Here is a 20,546-nt window from a genome sequence, read left to right on the forward strand (position 1 = left end):
GTCATGACTACCGCCGCCGGGCTTTCGGGCATCGATCTGACCGATCTGGACAACTTCGCCGACGGCTTCCCCCATCACCTCTTCGCCATCCACCGTCGTGAAGCGCCGGTGTTTTGGCATCGGCCGACCGAGCACACCCCGGACGGGGAGGGCTTCTGGTCGGTGGCTACCTACGCCCAAACCCTTGAGGTGTTACGTGATCCGGTGACCTATTCGTCGGTCACCGGGGGCCAACGTCGGTTTGGGGGCACGGTGCTGCAGGATCTGCCGGTCGCCGGCCAGGTGCTCAACATGATGGATGATCCCCGACACACCCGTATCCGGCGGTTGGTCAGCTCGGGCTTGACACCACGGATGATCCGGCGGGTCGAAGACGATCTGCGCCGCCGGGCGCGTGGATTGCTCGATGGCGTAGAACCCGGAGCGCCTTTCGACTTCGTGGTCGAGATCGCTGCCGAATTGCCCATGCAGATGATCTGCATTCTGCTGGGTGTGCCGGAGACGGATCGACATTGGTTGTTCGAGGCGGTTGAGCCGGGATTCGATTTCCGCGGCTCCCGCAGGGCGACGATGCCGAAGCTGAACGTCGAGGATGCCGGATCGCGGTTATACACCTACGCATTGGAGCTGATCGCCGGTAAACGCGCCGAACCTGCCGACGACATGCTGTCCGTCGTCGCCAACGCTACCATCGACGATCCGGATGCGCCGGCGCTGTCCGACGCCGAACTGTACCTGTTCTTCCATCTACTGTTCAGCGCCGGCGCGGAAACCACCCGTAACTCCATTGCCGGCGGGCTGCTGGCGCTGGCCGAGAACCCCGACCAACTGCAAACGCTGCGAAGCGATTTTGAGTTGTTGCCGACTGCGATCGAAGAGATCGTGAGGTGGACGTCGCCGTCACCATCGAAGCGGCGCACGGCGTCCCGTGCGGTCAGCCTGGGCGGCCAGCCGATCGAGGCGGGTCAGAAGGTTGTGGTGTGGGAGGGCTCGGCCAACCGTGATCCCAGCGTGTTCGACCGCGCGGACGAGTTCGATATCACCCGAAAACCCAATCCGCACCTGGGTTTCGGTCAGGGGGTGCACTATTGCCTGGGCGCCAATCTGGCTCGGCTGGAACTGCGGGTGCTGTTCGAGGAACTCTTGTCCCGCTTTGGCTCCGTGCGGGTGGTGGAACCCGCGGAATGGACACGCAGCAACCGGCATACCGGCATCCGGCACCTGGTCGTTGAATTGCGCGGAGGCTAGTTTCCGCGCAGCGGGATTCCGGCGGCCCGCAACTCGAGCGCGGCCAGCGCACGAATGGTGGCGGGATCCTCTCGTCGCCAGGCGCCGACCGGATCGGTGCTGACGGCGGCCAGTTTGCCCGGCGGCCGGTTCGCCAATGCGCGCAGCGCCAGCAGCTGGCGACCGGCCGGGGTCGCCGCCAGGGTGGTAACGGTCCACTTGCGCCGGAAGAACCGCAGCCGCAGGAACAGCCAGGGCATGGCCACGGCAAGAATCGGCGTCGCGGCGACCGCCAGCGCGAGCACTACCGCAAGCCAGCCGGCCGTGGTGTCCAGGTTGTGGCCGGCGCCGGCGATGTCAAGGGCGGCCTGGCTTGCGGCGGTGATGGGGTTGCTGAGCGCATCGCCCACCACCGGGATACGCTGGGCGTCCTGGCCCGCGGCCGCCAGGTTGCCGGCAATCCCGTGCGAGCCGACTTCGATTTGGCGGCCGGCCTCGCCGATTATCGAGATGGCGTCGTGCACGGCGAGGCCGACGAGCATCCATAGCGTCGTCCACACCGCGACAGTGATATCGCTGATCAGTTGGGCCAGCAGTCGGCCGGGCGTGGTGGCATACGGCAAGAAGCGCGATCTCATACCAGAGATACCAGCACAGGGCGCCGTCGTGCGGCGGCTAGGCTGGCGCGATGCGCCCCGCATTGTCCGACTACCAGCATGTGGCCAGCGGTAAGGTCCGCGAGATCTACCGTGTCGATGACGAGCACCTGCTGCTGGTTGCCAGCGACCGGATCTCGGCGTACGACTACGTCCTGGACAGCACCATCCCGGACAAGGGCCGCGTCCTGACCGCCATGAGCGCATTCTTCTTCGGGCTCGTCGATGCCCCTAACCATCTGGCCGGGCCGCCGGACGACCCGCGTGTTCCCGATGAGGTGCTGGGCCGCGCGCTGGTGGTGCGGCGGCTGGAGATGCTGCCGGTGGAATGTGTGGCCCGTGGCTACCTGACCGGTTCGGGGTTACTGGATTACCAGGCGACCGGGAAGGTGTGCGGTATCGCGCTGCCGCCGGGCCTGGTCGAGGCCAGTCGGTTCGCCACACCGCTGTTCACCCCGGCGACTAAAGCCGCGTTGGGGGACCACGACGAGAACATCTCGTTTGACCGGGTGGTCGAGATGGTAGGCGCGTTGCGTGCCAACCAGCTGCGCGACCGTACATTGCAGACGTATGTGCAGGCCGCCGATCACGCTCTCACCCGCGGAATCATCATCGCCGACACCAAGTTTGAATTTGGCATCGACCGCCACGGCAACCTGCTGCTGGCCGACGAAATCTTCACACCGGACTCGTCGCGGTACTGGCCTGCCGACGACTACCGGGCCGGCGTGGTCCAGACCAGCTTCGACAAGCAATTCGTCCGTAGCTGGCTCACCGGCTCCGAGTCCGGCTGGGATAGAGGCAGCGATCGGCCGCCGCCTCCGCTCCCCGAGCATATCGTCGAGGCCACGCGTGCCCGTTATATTAATGCATACGAACGGATTTCCGAACTAAAATTCGACGACTGGATCGGCCCTGGCGCATGATGCACCGAACCGCACTACCCTCACCGCCCGTGGCCAAGCGGGTGCAGACCCGCCGGGAGCACCACGGCGACGTCTTTGTCGACCCATACGAATGGTTGCGCGACAAGGACAGCCCGGAAGTAATCGCCCACCTCGAAGCTGAAAACGACTACACCGAACGGACCACCGCACACCTTGAGCCATTGCGGCAAAAGATCTTCCACGAAATCAAAGCGCGTACCAAGGAAACCGACTTATCGGTGCCGACGCGACGTGGCAACTGGTGGTACTACGCGCGGACCTTTGAGGGAAAGCAGTATGGCGTACACTGTCGTTGCCCGGTAACCGATCCCGACGACTGGAACCCACCAGAGTTCGACGAGCGCACCGAAATTCCCGGTGAACAGCTTCTGCTCGACGAGAACGTGGAAGCTGACGGCCACGACTTCTTCGCACTGGGCGCGGCCAGCGTCAGCCTGGACGATAACCTCTTAGCGTATTCCGTTGATGTCGTAGGTGACGAACGATATACCTTGCGGTTCAAGGACTTACGCACCGGAAAACGGTACCCGGACGAGATCGCCGGGATCGGCGCGGGAGTCACCTGGGCAGCTGACAACCGCACTGTCTACTACACCACCGTGGACGCGGCCTGGCGTCCGGACACGGTGTGGCGATACCGGCTAGGGTCCGGCGAATCGTCGGAGCGGGTTTACCACGAAGCCGATGATCGGTTCTGGCTCGCGGTGGGGCGCACTCGCAGCAACGCCTATCTGCTGATCGCGGCGGGGTCGTCCATCACTTCGGAGGTCCGTTACGCGCACGCGGCAGATCCGACAGCGCAGTTCAGCGTGGTGCTGCCGCGCCGCGACGGCGTCGAGTACTCGGTGGAGCATGCGGTCATAGCTGGCCAGGACCGGTTTCTGATCCTGCACAACGACGGCGCGGTGAACTTCACACTGGTAGAGGCCCCGGTCGAGGATCCTGCGCGGCAACGCACCCTCATCGCCCACCGCGACGACGTCCGACTCGACGCGGTGGATGCCTTGGCCGGCCATCTGGTAGTCAGCTACCGGCGCGAGGCGCTGCCGCGGGTTCAACTGTGGCCGATCGGGCCTGACGGCAACTATGGTGAGCCCGAGGAGATCTCGTTCGACTCCGAGCTGATGTCGGCGGGACTGGGGCCCAACCCCAACTGGGATTCGCCCAAACTGCGGGTCGGTGCCGGATCTTTCGTCACCCCGGTGCGCATCTACGACATCGACCTGGCCACTGGCGAGCGTACCTTGCTGAAAGAACAGCCCGTACTGGGCGGCTACCGCCGCGAAGACTATGTGGAGCGGCGGGACTGGGCGTACGGAGACGACGGCACCCGGATCCCGGTCTCGATAGTGCACCGCTCCGATATCGAATTCCCGGCACCTGCGTTGATCTATGGCTACGGCGCCTACGAGATCTGTGAGGATCCGCGGTTTTCCATCGCTCGGTTGTCGCTGCTGGATCGCGGGATGGTGTTCGTCGTCGCCCACGTTCGCGGCGGCGGTGAGATGGGCAGGCTGTGGTATGAAAACGGCAAGCTACTGGACAAGAAGAACACGTTCACCGACTTCATCGCGGTGGCAAGACATCTGGTGCACACGGGACTTACTTCCCAGCAGCAGTTGGTGGCATTGGGGGGTAGCGCGGGCGGTCTGCTGATGGGCGCGGTGGCCAACATGGCACCGGATCTCTTCGCCGGAATCCTTGCGCAGGTGCCGTTCGTGGACCCGCTGACCACCATCTTTGATCCATCGTTGCCGCTGACCGTCACCGAGTGGGACGAATGGGGAAATCCGTTGAACGACAGCGATGTCTATGCCTATGTGAAATCGTATTCGCCGTACGAGAACGTCACGGCCCAAAAGTACCCGGCCATCCTGGCAATGACGTCGCTGAACGACACCAGGGTCTATTACGTGGAGCCGGCCAAGTGGGTGGCCGCGTTGCGGCACGCCAAGACCGACGGCAATTCCGTGCTGTTGAAGACCCAGATGCACGCCGGTCATGGTGGGATCAGTGGCCGCTACGAGCGCTGGAAGGAGACCGCGTTTCAATACGGGTGGTTGCTAGCTACTGCCGACAGCGACCGTTACGGCGGCGGCCAGGGAAACGACCTCGATGGCGCTGCGCCAGCATAGCCGATGGGATCGGCCATTCGGGATGCGTAGACATTGGCTCCGAACATGGCCAGCATCAGCGCCAGCGAGCATACCGCCGCTGCCATGCGGGTGTCGGGCAGCAACAGGCCCACGGCGACCAAGAGCTTTGAGCGCACCGGTGATGGTGACCAGCAGGCCGGGCGCAAGCAGCCCGGGTGAAACGATGGCGATGAGGTGGCCGCGCAGGGGCGGCGTGAAGTGAGCTCGGCTGCTCGACGGCTCCGATTCCGAACTGGTCGACGCCGAGACCGCCGCCGCCGCCGAGCTGGCGCGCGGGGTGGCGGCGTTGCGCGATCCCAACCCCCGGGCGAATCCGGCGGGTGCCGAGCTGGCGACCTGGTCGCTGGTGCACGGCTTTTCGACGCTGTGGCTCGACGATGCGGTCAACGCTGACGTGAAGCAGACGTCATGCGGATAGCAACGGTGCTCTTCGATGACTAGCCTGCTGTTTCGGCAGGAATGCCGCGGGGATCAGCGTCGAGACCACTAGCGCGGTCGCTATCACGAATACCACCGCGTAGGCGTGCGAAAGGTCATGCAGCAGTTGGGCCGCGAAGCTGGTTTGGCGCGGTAGCGAGGACGGGTCAACCGCCACCCCGCGCCCGGCGGCACTCTCTGGGGTCAGGGCGACTTTCTTTGCAGTAGCGATGGTTTCGCTGTGATTGAACTGGTAGGTGAGCAGCACCGACATCAGTGCGGTCCCTATCGAACCGCCCACCTGCTGGTTGACGCTGATCAGCGTCGAACCGCGAGCGATCTGACGTGGGGCCAGGGTCTGCACTGCCGCCCCGGACAGCGGCATCATGGAGCAGCCCATGCCCATGCCCATGATTGCCAGCCCGGTCGGCAGAATGGGTAAGTAGTCCGCTTGCCGCGCGACACCAAAGGCGAAGGTGCCCAACCCCGCAGCGATCAGCATGATCCCAACCAGCACGATCTTGGCCGGTCCCCGTCGGTCCATCACCGCTCCGGCGATCGGCATCGCCAGCATGGCACCGAGGCCCTGTGGGATGATATGCACCCCCGATTGCATCGGTGATTGGTGCAGCACTTGCTGGAGGTAGCTCGGGAGCAGCAAGAAGGAGCCAAACAGCCCGAGGGAGAGCACCGTCATCGTCATGTTGGCCTGCGCGACCGCTCGGTTCTGGAACAAGCGCATGTCTATGAGCGGATGTTCTGCGCGGTACCACGAATGTGCGACGAATGCCGCGATCAACGCCAGGCCGGTGATCACCGGTATCAACACGTGCCGATCGGCCATCGTTCCACGGGCGGGGCTAGATGACACCCCGAACAGGAAGGTCGCCAGGCCCGGCGACAGCAACAAGAGGCCCAAGTAGTCGAAGTTTTCCGATGCTGCCGGGCGATCTCTTGGGAACACGATCGCCGCCAAGACGAGCGCGGACAGCCCGACCGGCAGGTTGACCAAGAAAATCCAACGCCAGCCGTAGGCCCCGATGAGCCAACCACCCAGGATCGGCCCACCGACCGGGCCGAGCAGCATCGGAATGCCCACCACCGCCATCACGCGCCCCAGCCGCTTCGGGCCCGCCTCACGGGCCAAGATGGCAAAGGACACCGGCGTCAGCATGCCCCCACCGAAACCCTGGAGAACGCGAAATATGATGAGCAGCAAGATGTTTAGCGCTAATGCGCACAGCAGTGAGCCGAGGGTGAACGCCAATACCGAACCCATGAAAAGCCGCCTGGTGCCGAACCGGTCGGCCGCCCAACCGGCCGTCGGGATCACAGTGGCCAACGCGAGCATGTAGCCGGTCATGGTCCAGGCCACGACGGCCTGGGTGGACCCGAAATCGGCAACGAAGGTGCGTTGCGCGACGCTGACCACGGTGACGTCCACATGCGCCATCACCGAGGCCAGGACACACACTCCGGCGGTCCGAAGCAACCCCACATCGAGCCTGTCGGGATAGCTGCGTTGGCCAGAGCGGGGCCGCCCCGCGGGGGTGATGGGCACCGGGGCATCGCCTTCCGCGGGACACGCTTCAACCATGGCGTTGCCGAGCATATCGATACCGGTCACGGGTACCGCGCGAGGATGTCGGGCGGTGCTTGGTTCCGGCGTCGGATCATGGCCCTGGCGCCGAGCCGACGTGCGCTCGTTCTGCGCTGGTCAGGGTCCAGATATACGCCTGCTGTCCGCGTGTCCTTCACCGTCCGGAAACCTGGAATCGGCAGACTGCAAGCGTGTCTGGAAAACTTCTCGTGTCGGTCTCGGGGATAGGTGAGAGCACCCTGGCCGATGTCGACGCGTTCTGCGCGGAAATGGACGCCCGTTCGGTGCCGGTATCGTTGCTGGTGGCTCCGCGTATGCGCGATGACTACCGGCTCGACCGCGACCCACGCACCGTCGACTGGCTGACCGGTCGCCGGGCCGGCGGCGACGCTCTGGTATTGCATGGCTACGACGAAGCGGCCACCAAGAGGCGGCGCGGCGAATTCGCAATGCTGCGCGCACACGAGGCCAACCTGCGGCTGATGGCCGCCGACCGGGTGCTCGAACACCTTGGGCTGCGAACCCGACTGTTTGCGGCACCGGGCTGGCTGGTATCACCAGGTGTCCGTACAGCGTTGCCGACCAATGGATTTCGGCTGCTTGCGGATCTCCATGGAATCACGGATCTGGTTCGGCTCACCACCGTGCGTGCCCGCGTGCTGGGCATCGGCGAGGGTTTCCTGGCGGAGCCGTGGTGGTGCCGGATGGTGGTGATGTCGGCCGAGCGGATCGCCCGGCGCGGGGGCGTCGTCCGGATTGCGGTGGCCGCCCGTCATTTGCGCAAGTCCGGTCCGCTGCAGGCGATGCTCGATGCCGTCGACCTGGCGATGCTGCAGGGGTGCACACCGATGGTGTACCGGTGGCGAGCCGATGCGGCGGTACTCGACGCGGCCTGACCGAGCGCCTGATCGGTGGCGTTAACCTGTACCGACATGAGCGATGCTGTAGCCGGTTCAGATGCCGAGGGGTTCACCGCCGATGCCATTGTCGTGGGAGCCGGATTAGCGGGCCTGGTAGCCGCTTGTGAGTTGGCCGACCGCGGCCTACGGGTGCTGATCCTCGACCAGGAGAATCGGGCCAATGTGGGCGGGCAGGCCTTCTGGTCGTTCGGCGGTTTGTTCTTGGTCAACAGTCCCGAGCAGCGCCGCTTGGGCATCCGTGACAGCCATGAGCTTGCTCTGCAGGATTGGCTGGGGACGGCGGCGTTCGACCGGCCCGAGGACTACTGGCCCGAACAATGGGCGCATGCCTACGTCGATTTCGCGGCGGGGGAGAAGCGCAGCTGGCTGCGCGCCCGCGGGCTGAAGATCTTTCCGCTGGTGGGCTGGGCCGAGCGTGGTGGTTACGACGCGCAGGGGCACGGCAACTCGGTGCCCCGTTTCCACATCACCTGGGGTACTGGGCCGGCTCTGGTCGACATATTCGTGCGTCAGCTGCGTGATCGCCCCACGGTGCGCTTTGCGCACCGTCACCAGGTCGACAAACTGATCGTCGAGGGTAACGCGGTGACAGGCGTTCGGGGTAGCGTGCTGGAGCACTCGGATGAGCCGCGCGGCGCGCCTTCGTCGCGAAAGTCTGTGGGGAAATTCGAGTTTCGCGCGTCAGCGGTGATCGTGGCCAGTGGTGGTATCGGTGGCAATCATGAACTGGTGCGCAAAAACTGGCCGAGACGGATGGGCCGCATTCCCAAGCAACTGTTGAGCGGGGTGCCCGCGCACGTTGATGGCAGGATGATCGGCATCGCTCAAAAGGCCGGGGCTGCGGTGATCAATCCGGACCGGATGTGGCATTACACCGAAGGCATTACCAACTACGACCCGATCTGGCCGCGGCACGGTATCCGGATTATTCCGGGGCCGTCGTCGCTATGGCTGGATGCTGCGGGCAAGCGGTTGCCGGTACCGTTGTTTCCCGGGTTCGACACCCTCGGCACATTGGAGTACATCACCAAGTCTGGGCATGACTACACCTGGTTCGTGTTGAATGCCAAGATAATCGAGAAGGAATTCGCGCTGTCCGGTCAGGAGCAGAACCCTGACTTGACCGGTCGGCGCCTGGGCCAGCTGTTGCGCTCTCGGGCTCACGCCGGCCCGCCCGGACCGGTGCAGGCATTCATCGATCGTGGTGTGGACTTCGTCCACGCGAACTCGTTGCGCGAGTTGGTGGCCGCGATGAACGAGTTGCCCGATGTGGTGCCGCTGGACTACGAGACGGTGGCAGCCGCGGTCACTGCGCGCGATCGTGAGGTGGTCAATAAGTACAGCAAGGATGGACAGATCACCGCGATTCGCGCCGCTCGCCGCTACCGAGGCGACCGATTTGGCCGGGTGGTGGCGCCACATCGGTTGACCGATCCGAAGGCCGGGCCGCTGATCGCGGTCAAGCTGCACATCCTGACTCGAAAGACGTTGGGTGGCATCGAAACTGACTTAGATGCTCGGGTGCTCAAGGCCGACGGTACGCCACTGGCCGGGTTGTATGCAGCCGGCGAGGTCGCCGGGTTCGGCGGGGGCGGTGTCCATGGCTACCGGGCCTTGGAGGGCACCTTCCTGGGTGGATGCATATTTTCCGGCCGCGCTGCCGGCCGCGGGGCCGCCGAGGATATCCGCTAGTTGTGGCCGAGCAGACGCAAAGGGCGCCCATTTCGGGCCGAAATGGGGGCCCTTTGCGTCTGCTCACGCTAGAAGGTGACCGCGCTTTCCTCGGGCAACACCTGAAAGTCGGTGGTGGTCATCTCGGTGAGCCGGCCGTAGTAGATACCCCTGGCGTCCGGAGCGACGATGGCTTGGTGGATGGGTACCGCTCGTGCCGGAGCTACGGCCCGCAGGTAGTCGACCGCCTCGGAGATCTTCATCCATGGGGCCGCGGCGGGAGTGGCCAGTACGTCCACCTGCTCGCCGGGAACGAACAACGCGTCACCGGGATGCATCAGTCTTGCCCGATGTTTACTGTCGCCCACCAGATACGAAATGTTCTCTATCACAGGGATTTCCGGGTGGATCACCGCGTGGCAACCGCCGACCGCACGGACGGTCAGCTCCGCTAACGGCAGCTCGTCGCCAACGTGCACCGCCCGCCATGGCTCGCCCAGCTGCGCCGCCGTCTGCGGATCGGCGTACAGCTCGGCAGCCGGGTTGTCCTCGAGCAGGGTCGGCAGTCGCGTGACGTCTACGTGATCGGGGTGCTGGTGGGTGATCAAGATCGCGGACAAACCGGTGATTCCCTCGAAGCCGTGCGAGAAAGTACCGGGATCGAAGAGCAGGCGGGTTTGACCGAACTCAGCGAGGAGGCAGGAATGGCCGAAATGCGTGAGTTGCATGTTTACGATTGTGCCCTTATGGGGGCGTTTCCGATGCGGTTGATCCTGGCGACGATGCTGGTCGCCGGTCGCTTATTGGCGACGCTCATGGCCGCGCCTAGCGCCCAGGCTGAGCCGGAAACCTGCCCGCCGATATGCGACCAGATTCCTGCTACCGCGTGGATCAGCACCCACGCCGTGCCGTTGAACTCGCAATACCGTTGGCCGGCAATGGCCGGCGCGGCAGTGGCGGTGACCAGGGCGACACCACGTTTCGGGTTCGAGCAGGTGTGCGCCACGCCGGCGTTCCCGCACGACAGCCGCGATTGGGCGGTCGCGGGCCGGGTGACGGTGGTCCACCCCGACGGCCAGTGGCAGTTGCAAGCTCAGGTGCTGCACTGGCGCGGGGACACCGCCCGCGGTGGCCAGATCGCGGCGTCGGTGTTTGGCACCGCCGTCGCCGCGTTACGCGCCTGCCAGCTGGGCGCACCGCTGCAGTCGCCGTCGGTCACCGACGACGAACCGACCCGGATGGCCGCGGTGATCAGCGGGCCGGTCATCATGCACACCTACCTGGTCGCGCACGTATCAAGCAGCACGATCAGCGAACTCACCTTGTGGTCGTCCGGGCCGCCACAGGTGCCGTGGCCCACGGTTGCGGACTCCGCGGTTTTGGACGCCCTGACCGCGCCGTTATGCGAGGCCTACATCGGCTCGTGCCCGTGACCAGGCGGGGCACCTACCGCCGGTAGAGTTGGCGCGGGAATCATTGCCCGGCTCCTGGCGGCCGCTGTCGCCGGGCGCGGCGGGCAGATCTGAGGAGGAGCGCCGGTGGCCAGGGTGGTCGTGCATGTGATGCCCAAGGCGGAGATTCTTGACCCGCAGGGCCAGGCGATTGTCGGTGCGCTGGGGCGTCTTGGCCATCCCGGAATATCAGATGTGCGTCAAGGCAAGAGGTTTGAGCTGGAGGTCGACGATACGGTTGATGACACCACGCTGGCCGAGATCGCGGAATCACTGTTGGCCAACACCGTGATCGAGGACTGGACGATCAGCCGGGACCCGCGGTGACGGCGCGCATCGGTGTCATCACGTTTCCCGGCACGCTCGACGACGTCGACGCCGCGCGCGCGGCGCGGCAGGCGGGCGCCGAGGTGGTCAGCCTGTGGCATGCCGACGCCGACCTTAAGGGTGTCGACGCCGTAGTGGTGCCCGGCGGATTTTCCTACGGTGACTACCTCCGGGCCGGAGCGATCGCCAGGTTCGCTCCGGTGATGGACGAAGTGGTAGCTGCCGCGGACCGCGGCATGCCGGTGTTGGGGATTTGCAACGGCTTTCAGGTGCTGTGTGAGGCCGGGCTACTACCTGGTGCCCTGACCCGCAACGTGGGATTGCACTTCATCTGCCGCGATGTGTGGCTGCGGGTAGCGTCGACGTCGACGGCGTGGACATCGCGTTTCGAGCCTGACGCCGACCTGTTGGTTCCGCTGAAGTCCGGCGAGGGCCGTTACGTGGCGCCGGAGAAGGTGCTTGACGAACTAGAAGGCGAAGGCCGGGTGGTGTTTCGCTACCATGACAACGTCAACGGCTCGCTGCGCGACATCGCCGGCATCTGCTCAGCCAACGGCCGTGTCGTCGGCCTGATGCCGCACCCCGAACATGCGATTGAAGCGTTGACCGGGCCGTCCGACGACGGACTGGGTCTGTTCTATTCAGCGCTGGATGCCGTTCTGACGGCCTGAGGTCACCCGCTCACGCTCACCCGGCGTCTCGCAGCAACGGCGGCGTCGCGGTTGGAGGTAATCCGGCTGCCGTCAGCTGACCGAAGAGCTCCGTCGCGGCCGAGACGGCGTTGTCGACGAAGGTGGCGAAATCGTCGAACCGGATGCGGTCCCTGATCAAGGACCGCTCTGCGGCCACGCCGATGCGGTGCGGATCAGAGGACCCGTGCACGATCGCGGTGACCTCGTGGTTCTGCAGGTTCCACGCGTTGACGATCTCCGCCAACCGGGTGTGGTCGGTGGCGGGGAAGAAGTATGCGGGACTGACCCTGATCGTGAACACGTCGCGGTAGGCGGGAGAGATTTCTAGGTGGACGTGCAGCCGCAGGTGGGCGTTGGCGACGAAGAAGAACTCGGCGTCGTGGTGGCCACGGAAGTATCGCCGGCCGCGGGCGCGCAGGTAGCGCTCGATCAGGTTGGTGCTCAGCGGCTCGCCTATCGACTCAGTCATGAACTCATGATGCAGCCGGCGCCTTGGTGAATCCTTTGAGCTGGGAACCCGGTTGCGAAGAACAAGATGAGAATTCCCTGAGCGACGCGGGGTAGCCCGGCCACTGTGAATGGCACGACGCGACACGCGGCGGAGGCGTCGTGAGATTCACAGTCGGTGGGTTGCGTCGGCCAATTCGACCGGGGGGCCGGTCCACAGTTCGTCGTCGGCGGCTACCAAGGCGTGTACTTCGGTGGACTGCAACGCCTTCAGGACCGACTGAGCGATTCGCTGGTACCATTGCGCGACCGCGCTGGGATAGTCGGCGTAGCTGCCGTTTTCCCGCAGAATGGTTCCTTCCACCGTCGGGATCGGGGTAGCTCCGTCGAATTCCTGCCGGTAGGGCTTGCCGAGGCGGGCGGCGGTGGGTGCGTCGATGGTGGCGTCCAGCTTGACCCATCGCCGACCAAGGTATGCCTCACCCAGCGAGTGCCACGGGAAGGGCCGGCCAGTTCGGCCTCCCCATAGGGCACGTACCTGCGGGGACAGAAACTCCTTATCGGGGGCGTCGATCGTCTGGAACGCGATACGGGCCGGGACACCGGCGGCTCGGCACAGGGCGACGAAGGAACTTGCCTTGCCCATACAGAAGGCGACCCCGTGGCCGATCACGTCGCTGGCGCGGTGATGTCCCTGCGCGAGGTAGCGAAAGGACGCGAGGACGTCGTATGGCAGGTCGCGTACGTAGTAGTAGATCCGCCTGACCCGCTCGGTATCCGACACCGCGTCCCGGATGAGGGTTGCTGCCGTCGTACGAACGAGCGGATGGCCGGCGTCGAGGTACTCCGTGGGCATCAGAAATTGGTCCATGCCGGTTCCATTGTTGGCTAGCGTCATGGAATCGTGACCTCAGTTTTGACGCGCGGAATGATGTCGCTGCCGATGATGTGCAGATAATCGGTCTTCACGACGTGTGGAATCGTGAAGAGAAAATGGCCGACACCGCGGTCCTGGTATTCACGAATGCGCTCGATACACCTGTCGGGTGTCCCGACGATGAGCCCCGGCTCGGGGATGGACGCGAATTCTTCGCGGATCCGGACTTCTTCCTCGCCGGACTGGGTGGGTGCCAGCAGCAGTGTGACCGACAGTCGCAGCGTGTCGGGGTCACGCCCGGCCGCCTCGGACGCACGGGTGAGAAAGCCGCGGCGTTGGGCGATTTGCTGCGGCGACCACCAGCGCACGTTGAGGCCCTGGGCATGCTTAGCGGCGATGCGCTGGACCCGGTCGCCTTCCCCGCCGATCCACAACGGAGGGTGTGGCCGTTGCACCGGCGGCGGATCGCAGGTGGCGCCGTCCAAGGTGTAAAACCGGCCGGCGTAGGTGGGGTTTGGCTCGGTCCACACGGCTTTGATGACCTGCAGCGACTCGGCAAGCGCGGAGACTCGGTCGCCAACCGGCGGGAACGGGATGCCGTAGGCTTGCGACTCGCGCCGAAACCAGCCGGCGCCCAATCCCAGATCGAGACGTCCCTGGGAAATGACGTCCAGCGTCGCAGCCATCTTCGCCAGCACCGAAGGATGACGGTAGGAATTGCACAGCACGCTGGTGCCCAACCGCAGCTTGGTGGTGTCGCGGGACAGTGCCGCAAGTGCCGTCCAGCACTCCAGCAGGGGCAGCGACCTCGAAGGGGCGCCCTGGCCCGCCCCGCCGGTTTCGGTGCCGGTCGCGGAGCCGGTGTCGGCGGCGATGCCGGCAACCTTCGCATACTCGCCGGGGCTTATCGTCAGGAAGTGGTCGCATAACCACACCGAATCGAATCCGTATTCCTCCGCTGTCTGCGAGACGACAACCATTTCGTGGTAGGTGCTAATCGCCAGGCCGTTAACCGTCAACGCCAGCAAGAGTCCGAAGTGTGGATCGTTTTTGGCGTTCATGTGAAATCTCGTTTCTCGATAATTCCGGCACCCGATCCGGGCAACGTTCGGGGCAACGTGACGGAGAACTGGTACCGCTCGGGGCGGTGGTGAAACACCACCACTTCAAGGGGCTTGCCGTCATTGGTGTAGCTGGTGCGGTCGACGACCAGTACCGGCGAACCCACCGCCAGATCCAACGCGTCGGCTACGTCGGGGGAGGCCCCGGCGGCATGGATTTCGTGGGTGGCCCGCGCAATGCGTACACCCAGTCGCCGCTCCCACATCGCATACGTGGTTTCGGTGTCCGCGCCGCCCGATAGCAACGGCTCCACGGCTGGGCCCAACCCGGGCGGAAGATAAGCCGTGACCAGGGCCAAGGGTTGATCGCCAGTGCGGATGCGCCGGCGAATACAGAGGACCTCAACCAATCCCAGAGTCTCGGAAATCCGTTGCGGCGCCGGTCCGGTCTGGTGTGACAGCACGTCGACCTGCGGGGTAACACCACAGCTCAACAACACCTCGGTGATGGTGCGCACGCCGCAAGTGAGCTCCTGTTCCACCGGATCGGCGACGAAGGTACCCAAGCCCTGCCGGCGCACCAGCCACCCCTGACGTTGCAGCATCCCGACCGCCGCGCGCACGGTCACGCGGCTCAAACCGGAGCGGTCGATCAATTCTCGTTCGCTGGGCAAACGCCCGCCGCGCGGCAGCCGCTGCTGGATGATCTGGGCCTTTAGCGCCTCGGCAAGCTGGGTACTCGCCGGCACGCTGCCACGCGATATCCGCAGATCGGCAGCATCCAGGTCCAGCTTGACAGATGTCATAAGACGTATTAAAACGTCTTATGACATAGCGCGTCAAGCGTGCGTGCGCGGTAGCAGCGGAAGAAGGTCAGCCATGACGTCACCCATCGCGGTCATCGCCCGGCTCATGCCAAGGCCTGACGCTAGGTCGGCCCTGCGCGCTCTCTTGGACGCAATGGTTACCGCGACACGGGCCGAGGACGGATGCCGTAGCTACGACCTCTACGAGAGCGCCGACGGCGGCGAGCTGGTGCTTTTCGAGCGGTACCGCAGCCGTATCGCGCTCGACGAACACCGCAGTTCGCCGCACTATCTGAACTACCGGGCACAGGTCAGTGAATTGCTGACCCGGCCCGTCGCGGTGACCGTGCTCGCGCCGCTCGACGAGGGTTCTGCTTAGAGCGGGTAGCACCCAGGCAGCTTGATCCACGCCCGGCACCGGCCGAGCGCTCGGGAACCGCCGCAGACCACCGCAGTCCCCCCGCGGGTTCAGCGGCGCGGCGGCGGGTTGGCTATACCAGCAGGTAAAACGAATCTCGGTAGGATTCAAGAAGTCTCAGCCACAGTTCGCTGATGGTCGGGAAGCACGGAACGGCGTGCCACAACCGATCGATTGGCACCTGGCCGGCGACGGCGACGGTGGCCGAATGCAACAGCTCGGCGGCGCCCGGGCCAACCATGGTCACGCCCAGCAGATGGCCCCGATCGACGTCGACCACCATGCGCGCCCTGCCGGTGTATCCGTCGGCAAAGAGCCTGGCTCCCATAACGACATCGCCGATTTCGACATCGATCGCTTTGATCCGGTGACCAGCCTGTGCGGCCTGATCAGCTGTCAGGCCGACCGCTGCGGCTTCGGGGTCGGTAAAGAATGCCTGCGGCACCGCGTGATGGTCGGCGGTGGTCGCGTGCATGCCCCACGACGTGGTGTCTAGCGGTCGTCCGGCGGCACGGGCGCCGATCGCGGCGCCGGCGATCCGCGCCTGGTATTTGCCTTGGTGGGTCAGCAACGCGCGATGGTTGACGTCGCCGGCGGCATAGAGCCAACCGTCGTCAACAGCCCGCACCCGGCAGGTGTCATCGACGTCCAGCCAGCTGCCCGGCGTCAGTCCTATTGTCTCCAAGCCGATGTCGTCGGTTCGCGGTGCTCGGCCGGTGGCGAAGAGTACCTCGTCGACCCGCAGCTCGGTACCGTCGTCCAGCTCAAGGACCACTGGGCCAGTTGGGTCGGGGCGGGCCAGCGCGCGTACCGATACTCCCACGCGCACGTCAACGCCGGCGTCGGCCAGTCCGCGACCGATGAGTTCCCCCACAAACGGCTCCATCCGAGGCAGCAGGCCAGATCCCCGAGCCAGCAGGGTCACCGAGGCGCCCAGTCCCTGCCAGGCGGTCGCCATCTCCACACCGACGCCGCCGGCGCCGACGATCGCAAGCCGGTCGGGGACCGTACTGTTGTCGGTGGCTTGGCGATTGGTCCATGGCCGGGCTTCGATGATGCCGGGAAGGTCGGGGAGTGCTGGCCGGCTTCCGGTGCAGATGACAACGGCATGCCGGGCGGTCAGCGCCACGCTTTCTCCGCTCGACTTGGTGACGACGACGCGTCGCGGACCGTCCAACCGCCCATCACCACGTATCAGCGTCGCGCCGATTCCACTCACCCAGTCGGCCTGGCCGGTGTCGTCCCAGTCGGCCACGTAGCGGTTGCGGCGGCCAAAGACGCCGGCTGTGTTGATCGAGCCGTCGACTGCTTCGCGCGCGCCGTCGACCCGTCGGGCGTCAGAGATCGCGATGACCGGACGCAGCAGGGCTTTGCTGGGCACACAGGCCCAATAGGAGCATTCACCCCCGACGAGTTCGCGCTCTACCACCGCGACACGCAGGCCCCCCGCGCGGGCACGATCGGCGACGTTCTGTCCAACGGGTCCCGCGCCGAGCACGACGACGTCATACGTTTCACCCTCACGGCAGCCGGGTGTTGCCATTGGCGCCTGGTCCTGTTGGGCCGCGGTCATAATCAAAGATCCTTTCGTCGGACTCTGCCAGCGACGCTACGCGCGCCTAGCGCCGGTGAGCCGTGCCGGCCTATCGCCCACCAGACGCAAAAGCTCTCTTACTACGCCGGGCGAAAAGGGACCTTTATGTCTGCTCGCGCTCGTGCCTTAGTGGCTGAGCGCGACCGACGCCTCGGCGGTGTAGCAAAGGAACGTCAGCGTTTCCTGCAGGTAGAGCCGCACGGTGTCCGTGTCGTGGCTGGCGTACCCGATTGCGACGTCGGTGCCCAGCTGTAGGTCGAAGTCGCCGCCTCGAGTGGTCAGCACGAACGCGCCGTCGATGGCCGGGGCCCAAATGATGTCCCCGTCCACTAGCCGGTTCAGATGCTCCCGGATGGGATAGCCGTGATCGGAAGTCTCGCTAACCTTGGTGTAGACGTCGGCAGAGAGCAACACCGAATACGGTCCGTCCACACCGGCCAACCGCAGTTCGGACAATGCCTGGGAGATGACATCAGGGATTTCACGGGGATCCTCGGGCAACGTCAGCGCCGGGTTCGAACTCGCGCTGCGGATCCCTTCGATTGATGCGGCGCTGTAGCCTTCGAATATTGTGCGGTCCTCGACGAAGGCCAGCTTCTTGGCGGCCTCCTTGACCGGTTCCCAATCGGAGTCCTTAGAGCCACGTTCCACGTCGTCGATCTCGTTGCGCGACAAGATAAACGGAACCCGCAGCCGGACAAGGGGTTTGCTAGCTCGCAGGTGCGCGATCACGCCGTCGGTGGGTGCTTTAACATCGATCAGCCGGCCGGTGCTGACCGCCGCGGTGACGGGCCCCCCGGGATCACTGACATCGACCACCCGGCGCCCGGCGATGTGTCGCTTGAACGTCCGCGTCGCCTCCAATTCGATTTCCGCCCAAGCGGCTTCGGTGACCGGTGCCAAATCGCGGTAGAGATTGTTCATCGGGGGCTTCCTTTCAAGCTGCCGATCGATAGCGACCTGGCTGCCAGAGTCGGCGTCGCCGCCTGCGGTAGGGGCGGTGGATCGTCGAGAAAGTCGATGGTGGGTGAGAAGAACAGTCCGCCGGTCACCGCGGTGGAAAAGTCAAGCACTCGATCGGTGTTGCCTGCCGGATCGCCGAGAAACATGTTGCGCAGCATCTGCTCGGTCACCGCCGGCGTGCGCGAATATCCGATGAAGTAAGTGCCGTACTCGCCCTTGCCGACTTCGCCGAACGGCATGTTGTGTCGCACGATCTTGCGCTCGGTGCCGTCGTCGTCGGTGATGACGTTGAGCGCTACGTGTGAATTGGCTGGCTTCGCGTTGTCGTCGAGTTCGATGTCGTCGAGTTTGGTCCGGCCGATCACACGCTCCTGCTCGGTGACCGAGAGGGATTCCCACGAGGCCATATCGTGCACATACTTCTGCACGTGCACATAACACGAGCCGGCGAAGTTGCGATCCTCGTCACCGATCGTGGTGGCCTTGATGGCGATTGGGCCACTTGGGTTTTCGGTGCCATCGACAAAGCCCAGCAGATCACGGTTGTCGAAAAACCGGAAGCCGTGCACTTCGTCGACAACGGTCACCGCATCGCCCATCGACTTGAGAATGCGGCCGGCCAACTCGAAGCACACGTCCATGGTCTCGGCCCGGATGTGGAACAACAGATCGCCGGGAGTTGCCGGGGCGGCATGCCGTGGTCCGGTCAGCTCGACGAACGGATGCAGCTCGGTGGGTCGAGGTCCGGCGAACAAGCGGTCCCAGGCGTCGGACCCGATCGAGACGACCACGGACAAGTGTTTGGTCGGGTCACGGAAGCCGATCGCACGCACCAGGCCGGAGATCTCCGACAGTGCGTCGTGCACCGTCGCCTCGCCGTCGGCGCCGATGGTGGCGACCAGGAAGATCGCGGCCGGAGTCAACGGCGCCAGAATCGGCTGCGGAGAGACGGCAGGCACAGCCACGACCCTAACGTCCCTGCAATTCCGGTGATGCTAGACATGGCTACATGGCGGCCACGGCACACGGCCTGTGCGAATTCATCGACGCGTCCCCGTCGCCGTTTCACGTCTGCGCGACGGTGGCGGGACGGCTGCTCGGCGCCGGATACCGCGAGCTGCGCGAAGCGGATCGCTGGCCGGACAAACCGGGCCGGTACTTCACCGTCCGGGCCGGCTCGCTGGTGGCGTGGAACGCCGAGCAGAGCGGGCACACGCAGGTCCCATTCCGGATCGTTGGGGCGCACACCGACAGTCCCAACCTGCGGGTCAAGCAGAACCCGGACCGGGTGGTCGCCGGCTGGCAGGTGGTGGCCCTGCAGCCGTACGGGGGAGCGTGGCTGAACTCTTGGCTGGATCGTGATCTGGGCATCAGCGGGCGGCTATCGGTGCGAGACGGTGCCGGGGTCAGCCACCGGCTGGTCCGGATCGACGACCCGATCCTGCGGGTGCCGCAGCTGGCGATTCACCTGGCCGAGGACCGCAAGTCGCTCACGCTGGATCCGCAACGACACCTCAACGCGGTATGGGGCGTGGGAGATCGGGTGGAGTCGTTTGTGGGGTACGTCGCCCAGCGCGCCGGGGTGGCGGCGGCCGACGTGCTGGCCGCGGATCTGATGACTCATGACCTGACCCCGTCGGCGGTGATCGGCGCTTCGGTCGATGGCACTGCCAGCCTGCTGAGCGCGCCGAGGTTGGACAACCAGGCCAGTTGCTATGCGGGAATGGAGGCATTGCTGGCGTTGGACGTGGACTCGGCACCGCGCGGCTACTTGCCCGTGCTGGTGGTTTTCGACCACGAGGAGGTGGGTTCGGCCTCGGACCACGGCGCGCAGTCCAACCTGCTGACCGCCGTGCTGGAACGCATCGTGCTGGCGGCCGGCGGCACCCGGGAGGATTTCCTGCGCCGGCTGACCACCTCGATGCTCGCCTCGGCCGACATGGCGCACGCGACGCACCCCAACTACCCGGACCGTCACGAGCCGAGCCACCTGATCGAAGTCAACGCGGGTCCGGTGCTCAAGGTGCACCCAAATCTGCGCTACGCCACCGACGGACGCACCGCGGCGGCTTTCGCGCTGGCCTGCCAGCGCGCGGGAGTGCCTATGCAGCGTTACGAGCATCGCGCCGATCTGCCGTGCGGGTCGACGATCGGGCCGTTGGCCGCGGCGCGTACCGGAATCCCCACGGTCGACGTCGGCGCCGCCCAGCTGGCGATGCACTCCGCGCGAGAGTTGATGGGCGCTCACGACGTAGCCGCCTATTCGGCGGCACTGCAAGCGTTTCTTTCCGCCGAGCTATCCGAGGCATAGGGTCG

22 protein-coding genes are annotated in these 20,546 nt (G+C 65.2%); 12 read left to right on the forward strand and 10 right to left on the reverse strand.

Annotated features, from left to right (window positions below; all coding sequences use genetic code 11):
* Positions 1-3: 3 nt before the first annotated feature.
* Complete coding sequence (locus MCAN_RS04075) at positions 4-1,248, forward strand: cytochrome P450 (protein WP_014000411.1); 1,245 nt, start codon at positions 4-6, stop codon at positions 1,246-1,248.
* Here MCAN_RS04075 and MCAN_RS04080 read toward each other — a convergent pair.
* Positions 1,245-1,865 (reverse strand): hypothetical protein, encoded by a 621-nt coding sequence (locus MCAN_RS04080; protein WP_014000412.1) that lies wholly within the window; start codon positions 1,863-1,865, stop codon positions 1,245-1,247. The genes MCAN_RS04075 and MCAN_RS04080 overlap by 4 nt on opposite strands.
* 50 nt (positions 1,866-1,915) lie before the next feature.
* On the opposite strand from MCAN_RS04080, the gene MCAN_RS04085 reads away from it, so the two are divergent.
* From MCAN_RS04085 to MCAN_RS04095, 4 genes are all read left to right on the forward strand, one after another.
* Positions 1,916-2,809 (forward strand): phosphoribosylaminoimidazolesuccinocarboxamide synthase, encoded by an 894-nt coding sequence (locus MCAN_RS04085; protein WP_014000413.1) that lies wholly within the window; start codon positions 1,916-1,918, stop codon positions 2,807-2,809.
* A complete protein-coding gene (locus tag MCAN_RS04090) occupies positions 2,806-4,965 on the forward strand; it encodes a S9 family peptidase (protein ID WP_014000414.1) in 2,160 nt (719 codons plus the stop codon). Before MCAN_RS04085 ends, MCAN_RS04090 begins: the two co-directional genes overlap by 4 nt.
* Positions 4,966-5,010: 45 nt before the next feature.
* Positions 5,011-5,145, forward strand: coding sequence for a hypothetical protein (locus tag MCAN_RS23835; protein WP_258560979.1), 135 nt, complete (start codon positions 5,011-5,013; stop codon positions 5,143-5,145).
* A gap of 118 nt (positions 5,146-5,263) precedes the next feature.
* Complete coding sequence (locus tag MCAN_RS04095; RefSeq protein ID WP_041180024.1) at positions 5,264-5,404, forward strand: WHG domain-containing protein; 141 nt, start codon at positions 5,264-5,266, stop codon at positions 5,402-5,404.
* Here MCAN_RS04095 and MCAN_RS04100 read toward each other — a convergent pair.
* Positions 5,393-7,015, reverse strand: a complete 1,623-nt coding sequence (locus MCAN_RS04100; protein WP_014000415.1) for a DHA2 family efflux MFS transporter permease subunit — start codon at positions 7,013-7,015, stop codon at positions 5,393-5,395. The genes MCAN_RS04095 and MCAN_RS04100 overlap by 12 nt on opposite strands.
* 179 nt (positions 7,016-7,194) lie before the next feature.
* On the opposite strand from MCAN_RS04100, the gene MCAN_RS04105 reads away from it, so the two are divergent.
* Positions 7,195-7,899, forward strand: coding sequence for a DUF2334 domain-containing protein (locus MCAN_RS04105; RefSeq protein ID WP_041180025.1), 705 nt, complete (start codon positions 7,195-7,197; stop codon positions 7,897-7,899).
* Positions 7,900-7,914: 15 nt separating this feature from the next.
* Entirely contained in the window at positions 7,915-9,615 is a 1,701-nt protein-coding gene (locus MCAN_RS04110; RefSeq protein WP_014000417.1) for an FAD-binding dehydrogenase, read from the forward strand.
* Between the two features lie 68 nt (positions 9,616-9,683).
* Here the strand turns inward: MCAN_RS04110 and MCAN_RS04115 are convergent, their stop codons facing one another.
* Positions 9,684-10,322, reverse strand: coding sequence for an MBL fold metallo-hydrolase (locus tag MCAN_RS04115; RefSeq protein WP_041180027.1), 639 nt, complete (start codon positions 10,320-10,322; stop codon positions 9,684-9,686).
* Between MCAN_RS04115 and MCAN_RS04120 the strand changes: the two genes are divergently transcribed.
* The 3 genes from MCAN_RS04120 to purQ all read left to right on the forward strand — a co-directional run bounded on the left by MCAN_RS04120 (position 10,236) and on the right by purQ (position 12,043).
* The gene (locus MCAN_RS04120) at positions 10,236-11,027 is read left to right on the forward strand and encodes a hypothetical protein (protein WP_021036368.1); all 792 of its coding nucleotides are present in this window, start codon (positions 10,236-10,238) and stop codon (positions 11,025-11,027) included. The two genes, MCAN_RS04115 and MCAN_RS04120, sit on opposite strands and share 87 nt — an antisense overlap.
* Positions 11,028-11,132: 105 nt before the next feature.
* Entirely contained in the window at positions 11,133-11,372 is a 240-nt protein-coding gene (gene purS / locus MCAN_RS04125; protein WP_014000419.1) for a phosphoribosylformylglycinamidine synthase subunit PurS, read from the forward strand.
* Positions 11,369-12,043, forward strand: a complete 675-nt coding sequence (gene purQ, locus MCAN_RS04130) for a phosphoribosylformylglycinamidine synthase subunit PurQ (RefSeq protein ID WP_014000420.1) — start codon at positions 11,369-11,371, stop codon at positions 12,041-12,043. The genes purS and purQ overlap by 4 nt, the downstream gene beginning before the upstream one ends.
* Positions 12,044-12,059: 16 nt before the next feature.
* Here the strand turns inward: purQ and MCAN_RS04135 are convergent, their stop codons facing one another.
* From MCAN_RS04135 to MCAN_RS04150, 4 genes are all read right to left on the reverse strand, one after another.
* The gene (locus tag MCAN_RS04135) at positions 12,060-12,533 is read right to left on the reverse strand and encodes a hypothetical protein (RefSeq protein ID WP_014584683.1); all 474 of its coding nucleotides are present in this window, start codon (positions 12,531-12,533) and stop codon (positions 12,060-12,062) included.
* A gap of 147 nt (positions 12,534-12,680) precedes the next feature.
* Complete coding sequence (locus tag MCAN_RS04140) at positions 12,681-13,409, reverse strand: transglutaminase-like domain-containing protein (RefSeq protein WP_014000422.1); 729 nt, start codon at positions 13,407-13,409, stop codon at positions 12,681-12,683.
* A complete protein-coding gene (locus MCAN_RS04145; protein WP_014000423.1) occupies positions 13,406-14,449 on the reverse strand; it encodes an LLM class flavin-dependent oxidoreductase in 1,044 nt (347 codons plus the stop codon). Before MCAN_RS04145 ends, MCAN_RS04140 begins: the two co-directional genes overlap by 4 nt.
* Complete coding sequence (locus MCAN_RS04150; RefSeq protein ID WP_014000424.1) at positions 14,446-15,255, reverse strand: Rv0792c family HTH-type transcriptional regulator; 810 nt, start codon at positions 15,253-15,255, stop codon at positions 14,446-14,448. Before MCAN_RS04150 ends, MCAN_RS04145 begins: the two co-directional genes overlap by 4 nt.
* Before the next feature lie 73 nt (positions 15,256-15,328).
* Here MCAN_RS04150 and MCAN_RS04155 point away from each other — a divergent pair, with 73 nt between their 5' ends.
* Complete coding sequence (locus MCAN_RS04155; RefSeq protein WP_014000425.1) at positions 15,329-15,634, forward strand: putative quinol monooxygenase; 306 nt, start codon at positions 15,329-15,331, stop codon at positions 15,632-15,634.
* Positions 15,635-15,746: 112 nt separating this feature from the next.
* Here MCAN_RS04155 and MCAN_RS04160 read toward each other — a convergent pair whose 3' ends face one another.
* From MCAN_RS04160 to MCAN_RS04170, 3 genes are all read right to left on the reverse strand, one after another.
* On the reverse strand, positions 15,747-17,246 hold the full coding sequence (locus MCAN_RS04160) for a dihydrolipoyl dehydrogenase family protein (RefSeq protein ID WP_014000426.1): 1,500 nt from the start codon (positions 17,244-17,246) through the stop codon (positions 15,747-15,749).
* Positions 17,247-17,393: 147 nt separating this feature from the next.
* Complete coding sequence (locus MCAN_RS04165) at positions 17,394-18,191, reverse strand: family 1 encapsulin nanocompartment shell protein (RefSeq protein WP_014000427.1); 798 nt, start codon at positions 18,189-18,191, stop codon at positions 17,394-17,396.
* Complete coding sequence (locus tag MCAN_RS04170; protein ID WP_014000428.1) at positions 18,188-19,195, reverse strand: Dyp-type peroxidase; 1,008 nt, start codon at positions 19,193-19,195, stop codon at positions 18,188-18,190. The genes MCAN_RS04165 and MCAN_RS04170 overlap by 4 nt, the downstream gene beginning before the upstream one ends.
* A gap of 44 nt (positions 19,196-19,239) precedes the next feature.
* On the opposite strand from MCAN_RS04170, the gene MCAN_RS04175 reads away from it, so the two are divergent.
* Positions 19,240-20,541 (forward strand): M18 family aminopeptidase, encoded by a 1,302-nt coding sequence (locus MCAN_RS04175; RefSeq protein WP_014000429.1) that lies wholly within the window; start codon positions 19,240-19,242, stop codon positions 20,539-20,541.
* The last annotated feature ends 5 nt before the right edge of the window (positions 20,542-20,546 follow it).

The sequence above is a fragment of the Mycobacterium canetti CIPT 140010059 genome, from assembly GCF_000253375.1.
GTDB lineage: Bacteria > Actinomycetota > Actinomycetes > Mycobacteriales > Mycobacteriaceae > Mycobacterium > Mycobacterium tuberculosis.

Excerpts from the sequence above, each read along its gene's own strand:
- MCAN_RS04075 (WP_014000411.1), top strand. The coding sequence starts at position 4 with ATGACTACCGCCGCCGGGCTTTCGGGCATCGATCTGACCGATCTGGAC.
- MCAN_RS04080 (WP_014000412.1), bottom strand. The coding sequence starts at position 1,865 with ATGAGATCGCGCTTCTTGCCGTATGCCACCACGCCCGGCCGACTGCTG.
- MCAN_RS04085 (WP_014000413.1), top strand. The coding sequence starts at position 1,916 with ATGCGCCCCGCATTGTCCGACTACCAGCATGTGGCCAGCGGTAAGGTC.
- MCAN_RS04090 (WP_014000414.1), top strand. The coding sequence starts at position 2,806 with ATGATGCACCGAACCGCACTACCCTCACCGCCCGTGGCCAAGCGGGTG.
- MCAN_RS23835 (WP_258560979.1), top strand. The coding sequence starts at position 5,011 with ATGGCCAGCATCAGCGCCAGCGAGCATACCGCCGCTGCCATGCGGGTG.
- MCAN_RS04100 (WP_014000415.1), bottom strand. The coding sequence starts at position 7,015 with ATGCTCGGCAACGCCATGGTTGAAGCGTGTCCCGCGGAAGGCGATGCC.
- MCAN_RS04115 (WP_041180027.1), bottom strand. The coding sequence starts at position 10,322 with ATGCAACTCACGCATTTCGGCCATTCCTGCCTCCTCGCTGAGTTCGGT.
- MCAN_RS04135 (WP_014584683.1), bottom strand. The coding sequence starts at position 12,533 with ATGACTGAGTCGATAGGCGAGCCGCTGAGCACCAACCTGATCGAGCGC.
- MCAN_RS04140 (WP_014000422.1), bottom strand. The coding sequence starts at position 13,409 with ATGACGCTAGCCAACAATGGAACCGGCATGGACCAATTTCTGATGCCC.
- MCAN_RS04145 (WP_014000423.1), bottom strand. The coding sequence starts at position 14,449 with ATGAACGCCAAAAACGATCCACACTTCGGACTCTTGCTGGCGTTGACG.
- MCAN_RS04150 (WP_014000424.1), bottom strand. The coding sequence starts at position 15,255 with ATGACATCTGTCAAGCTGGACCTGGATGCTGCCGATCTGCGGATATCG.
- MCAN_RS04155 (WP_014000425.1), top strand. The coding sequence starts at position 15,329 with ATGACGTCACCCATCGCGGTCATCGCCCGGCTCATGCCAAGGCCTGAC.
- MCAN_RS04160 (WP_014000426.1), bottom strand. The coding sequence starts at position 17,246 with ATGACCGCGGCCCAACAGGACCAGGCGCCAATGGCAACACCCGGCTGC.
- MCAN_RS04165 (WP_014000427.1), bottom strand. The coding sequence starts at position 18,191 with ATGAACAATCTCTACCGCGATTTGGCACCGGTCACCGAAGCCGCTTGG.
- MCAN_RS04175 (WP_014000429.1), top strand. The coding sequence starts at position 19,240 with ATGGCGGCCACGGCACACGGCCTGTGCGAATTCATCGACGCGTCCCCG.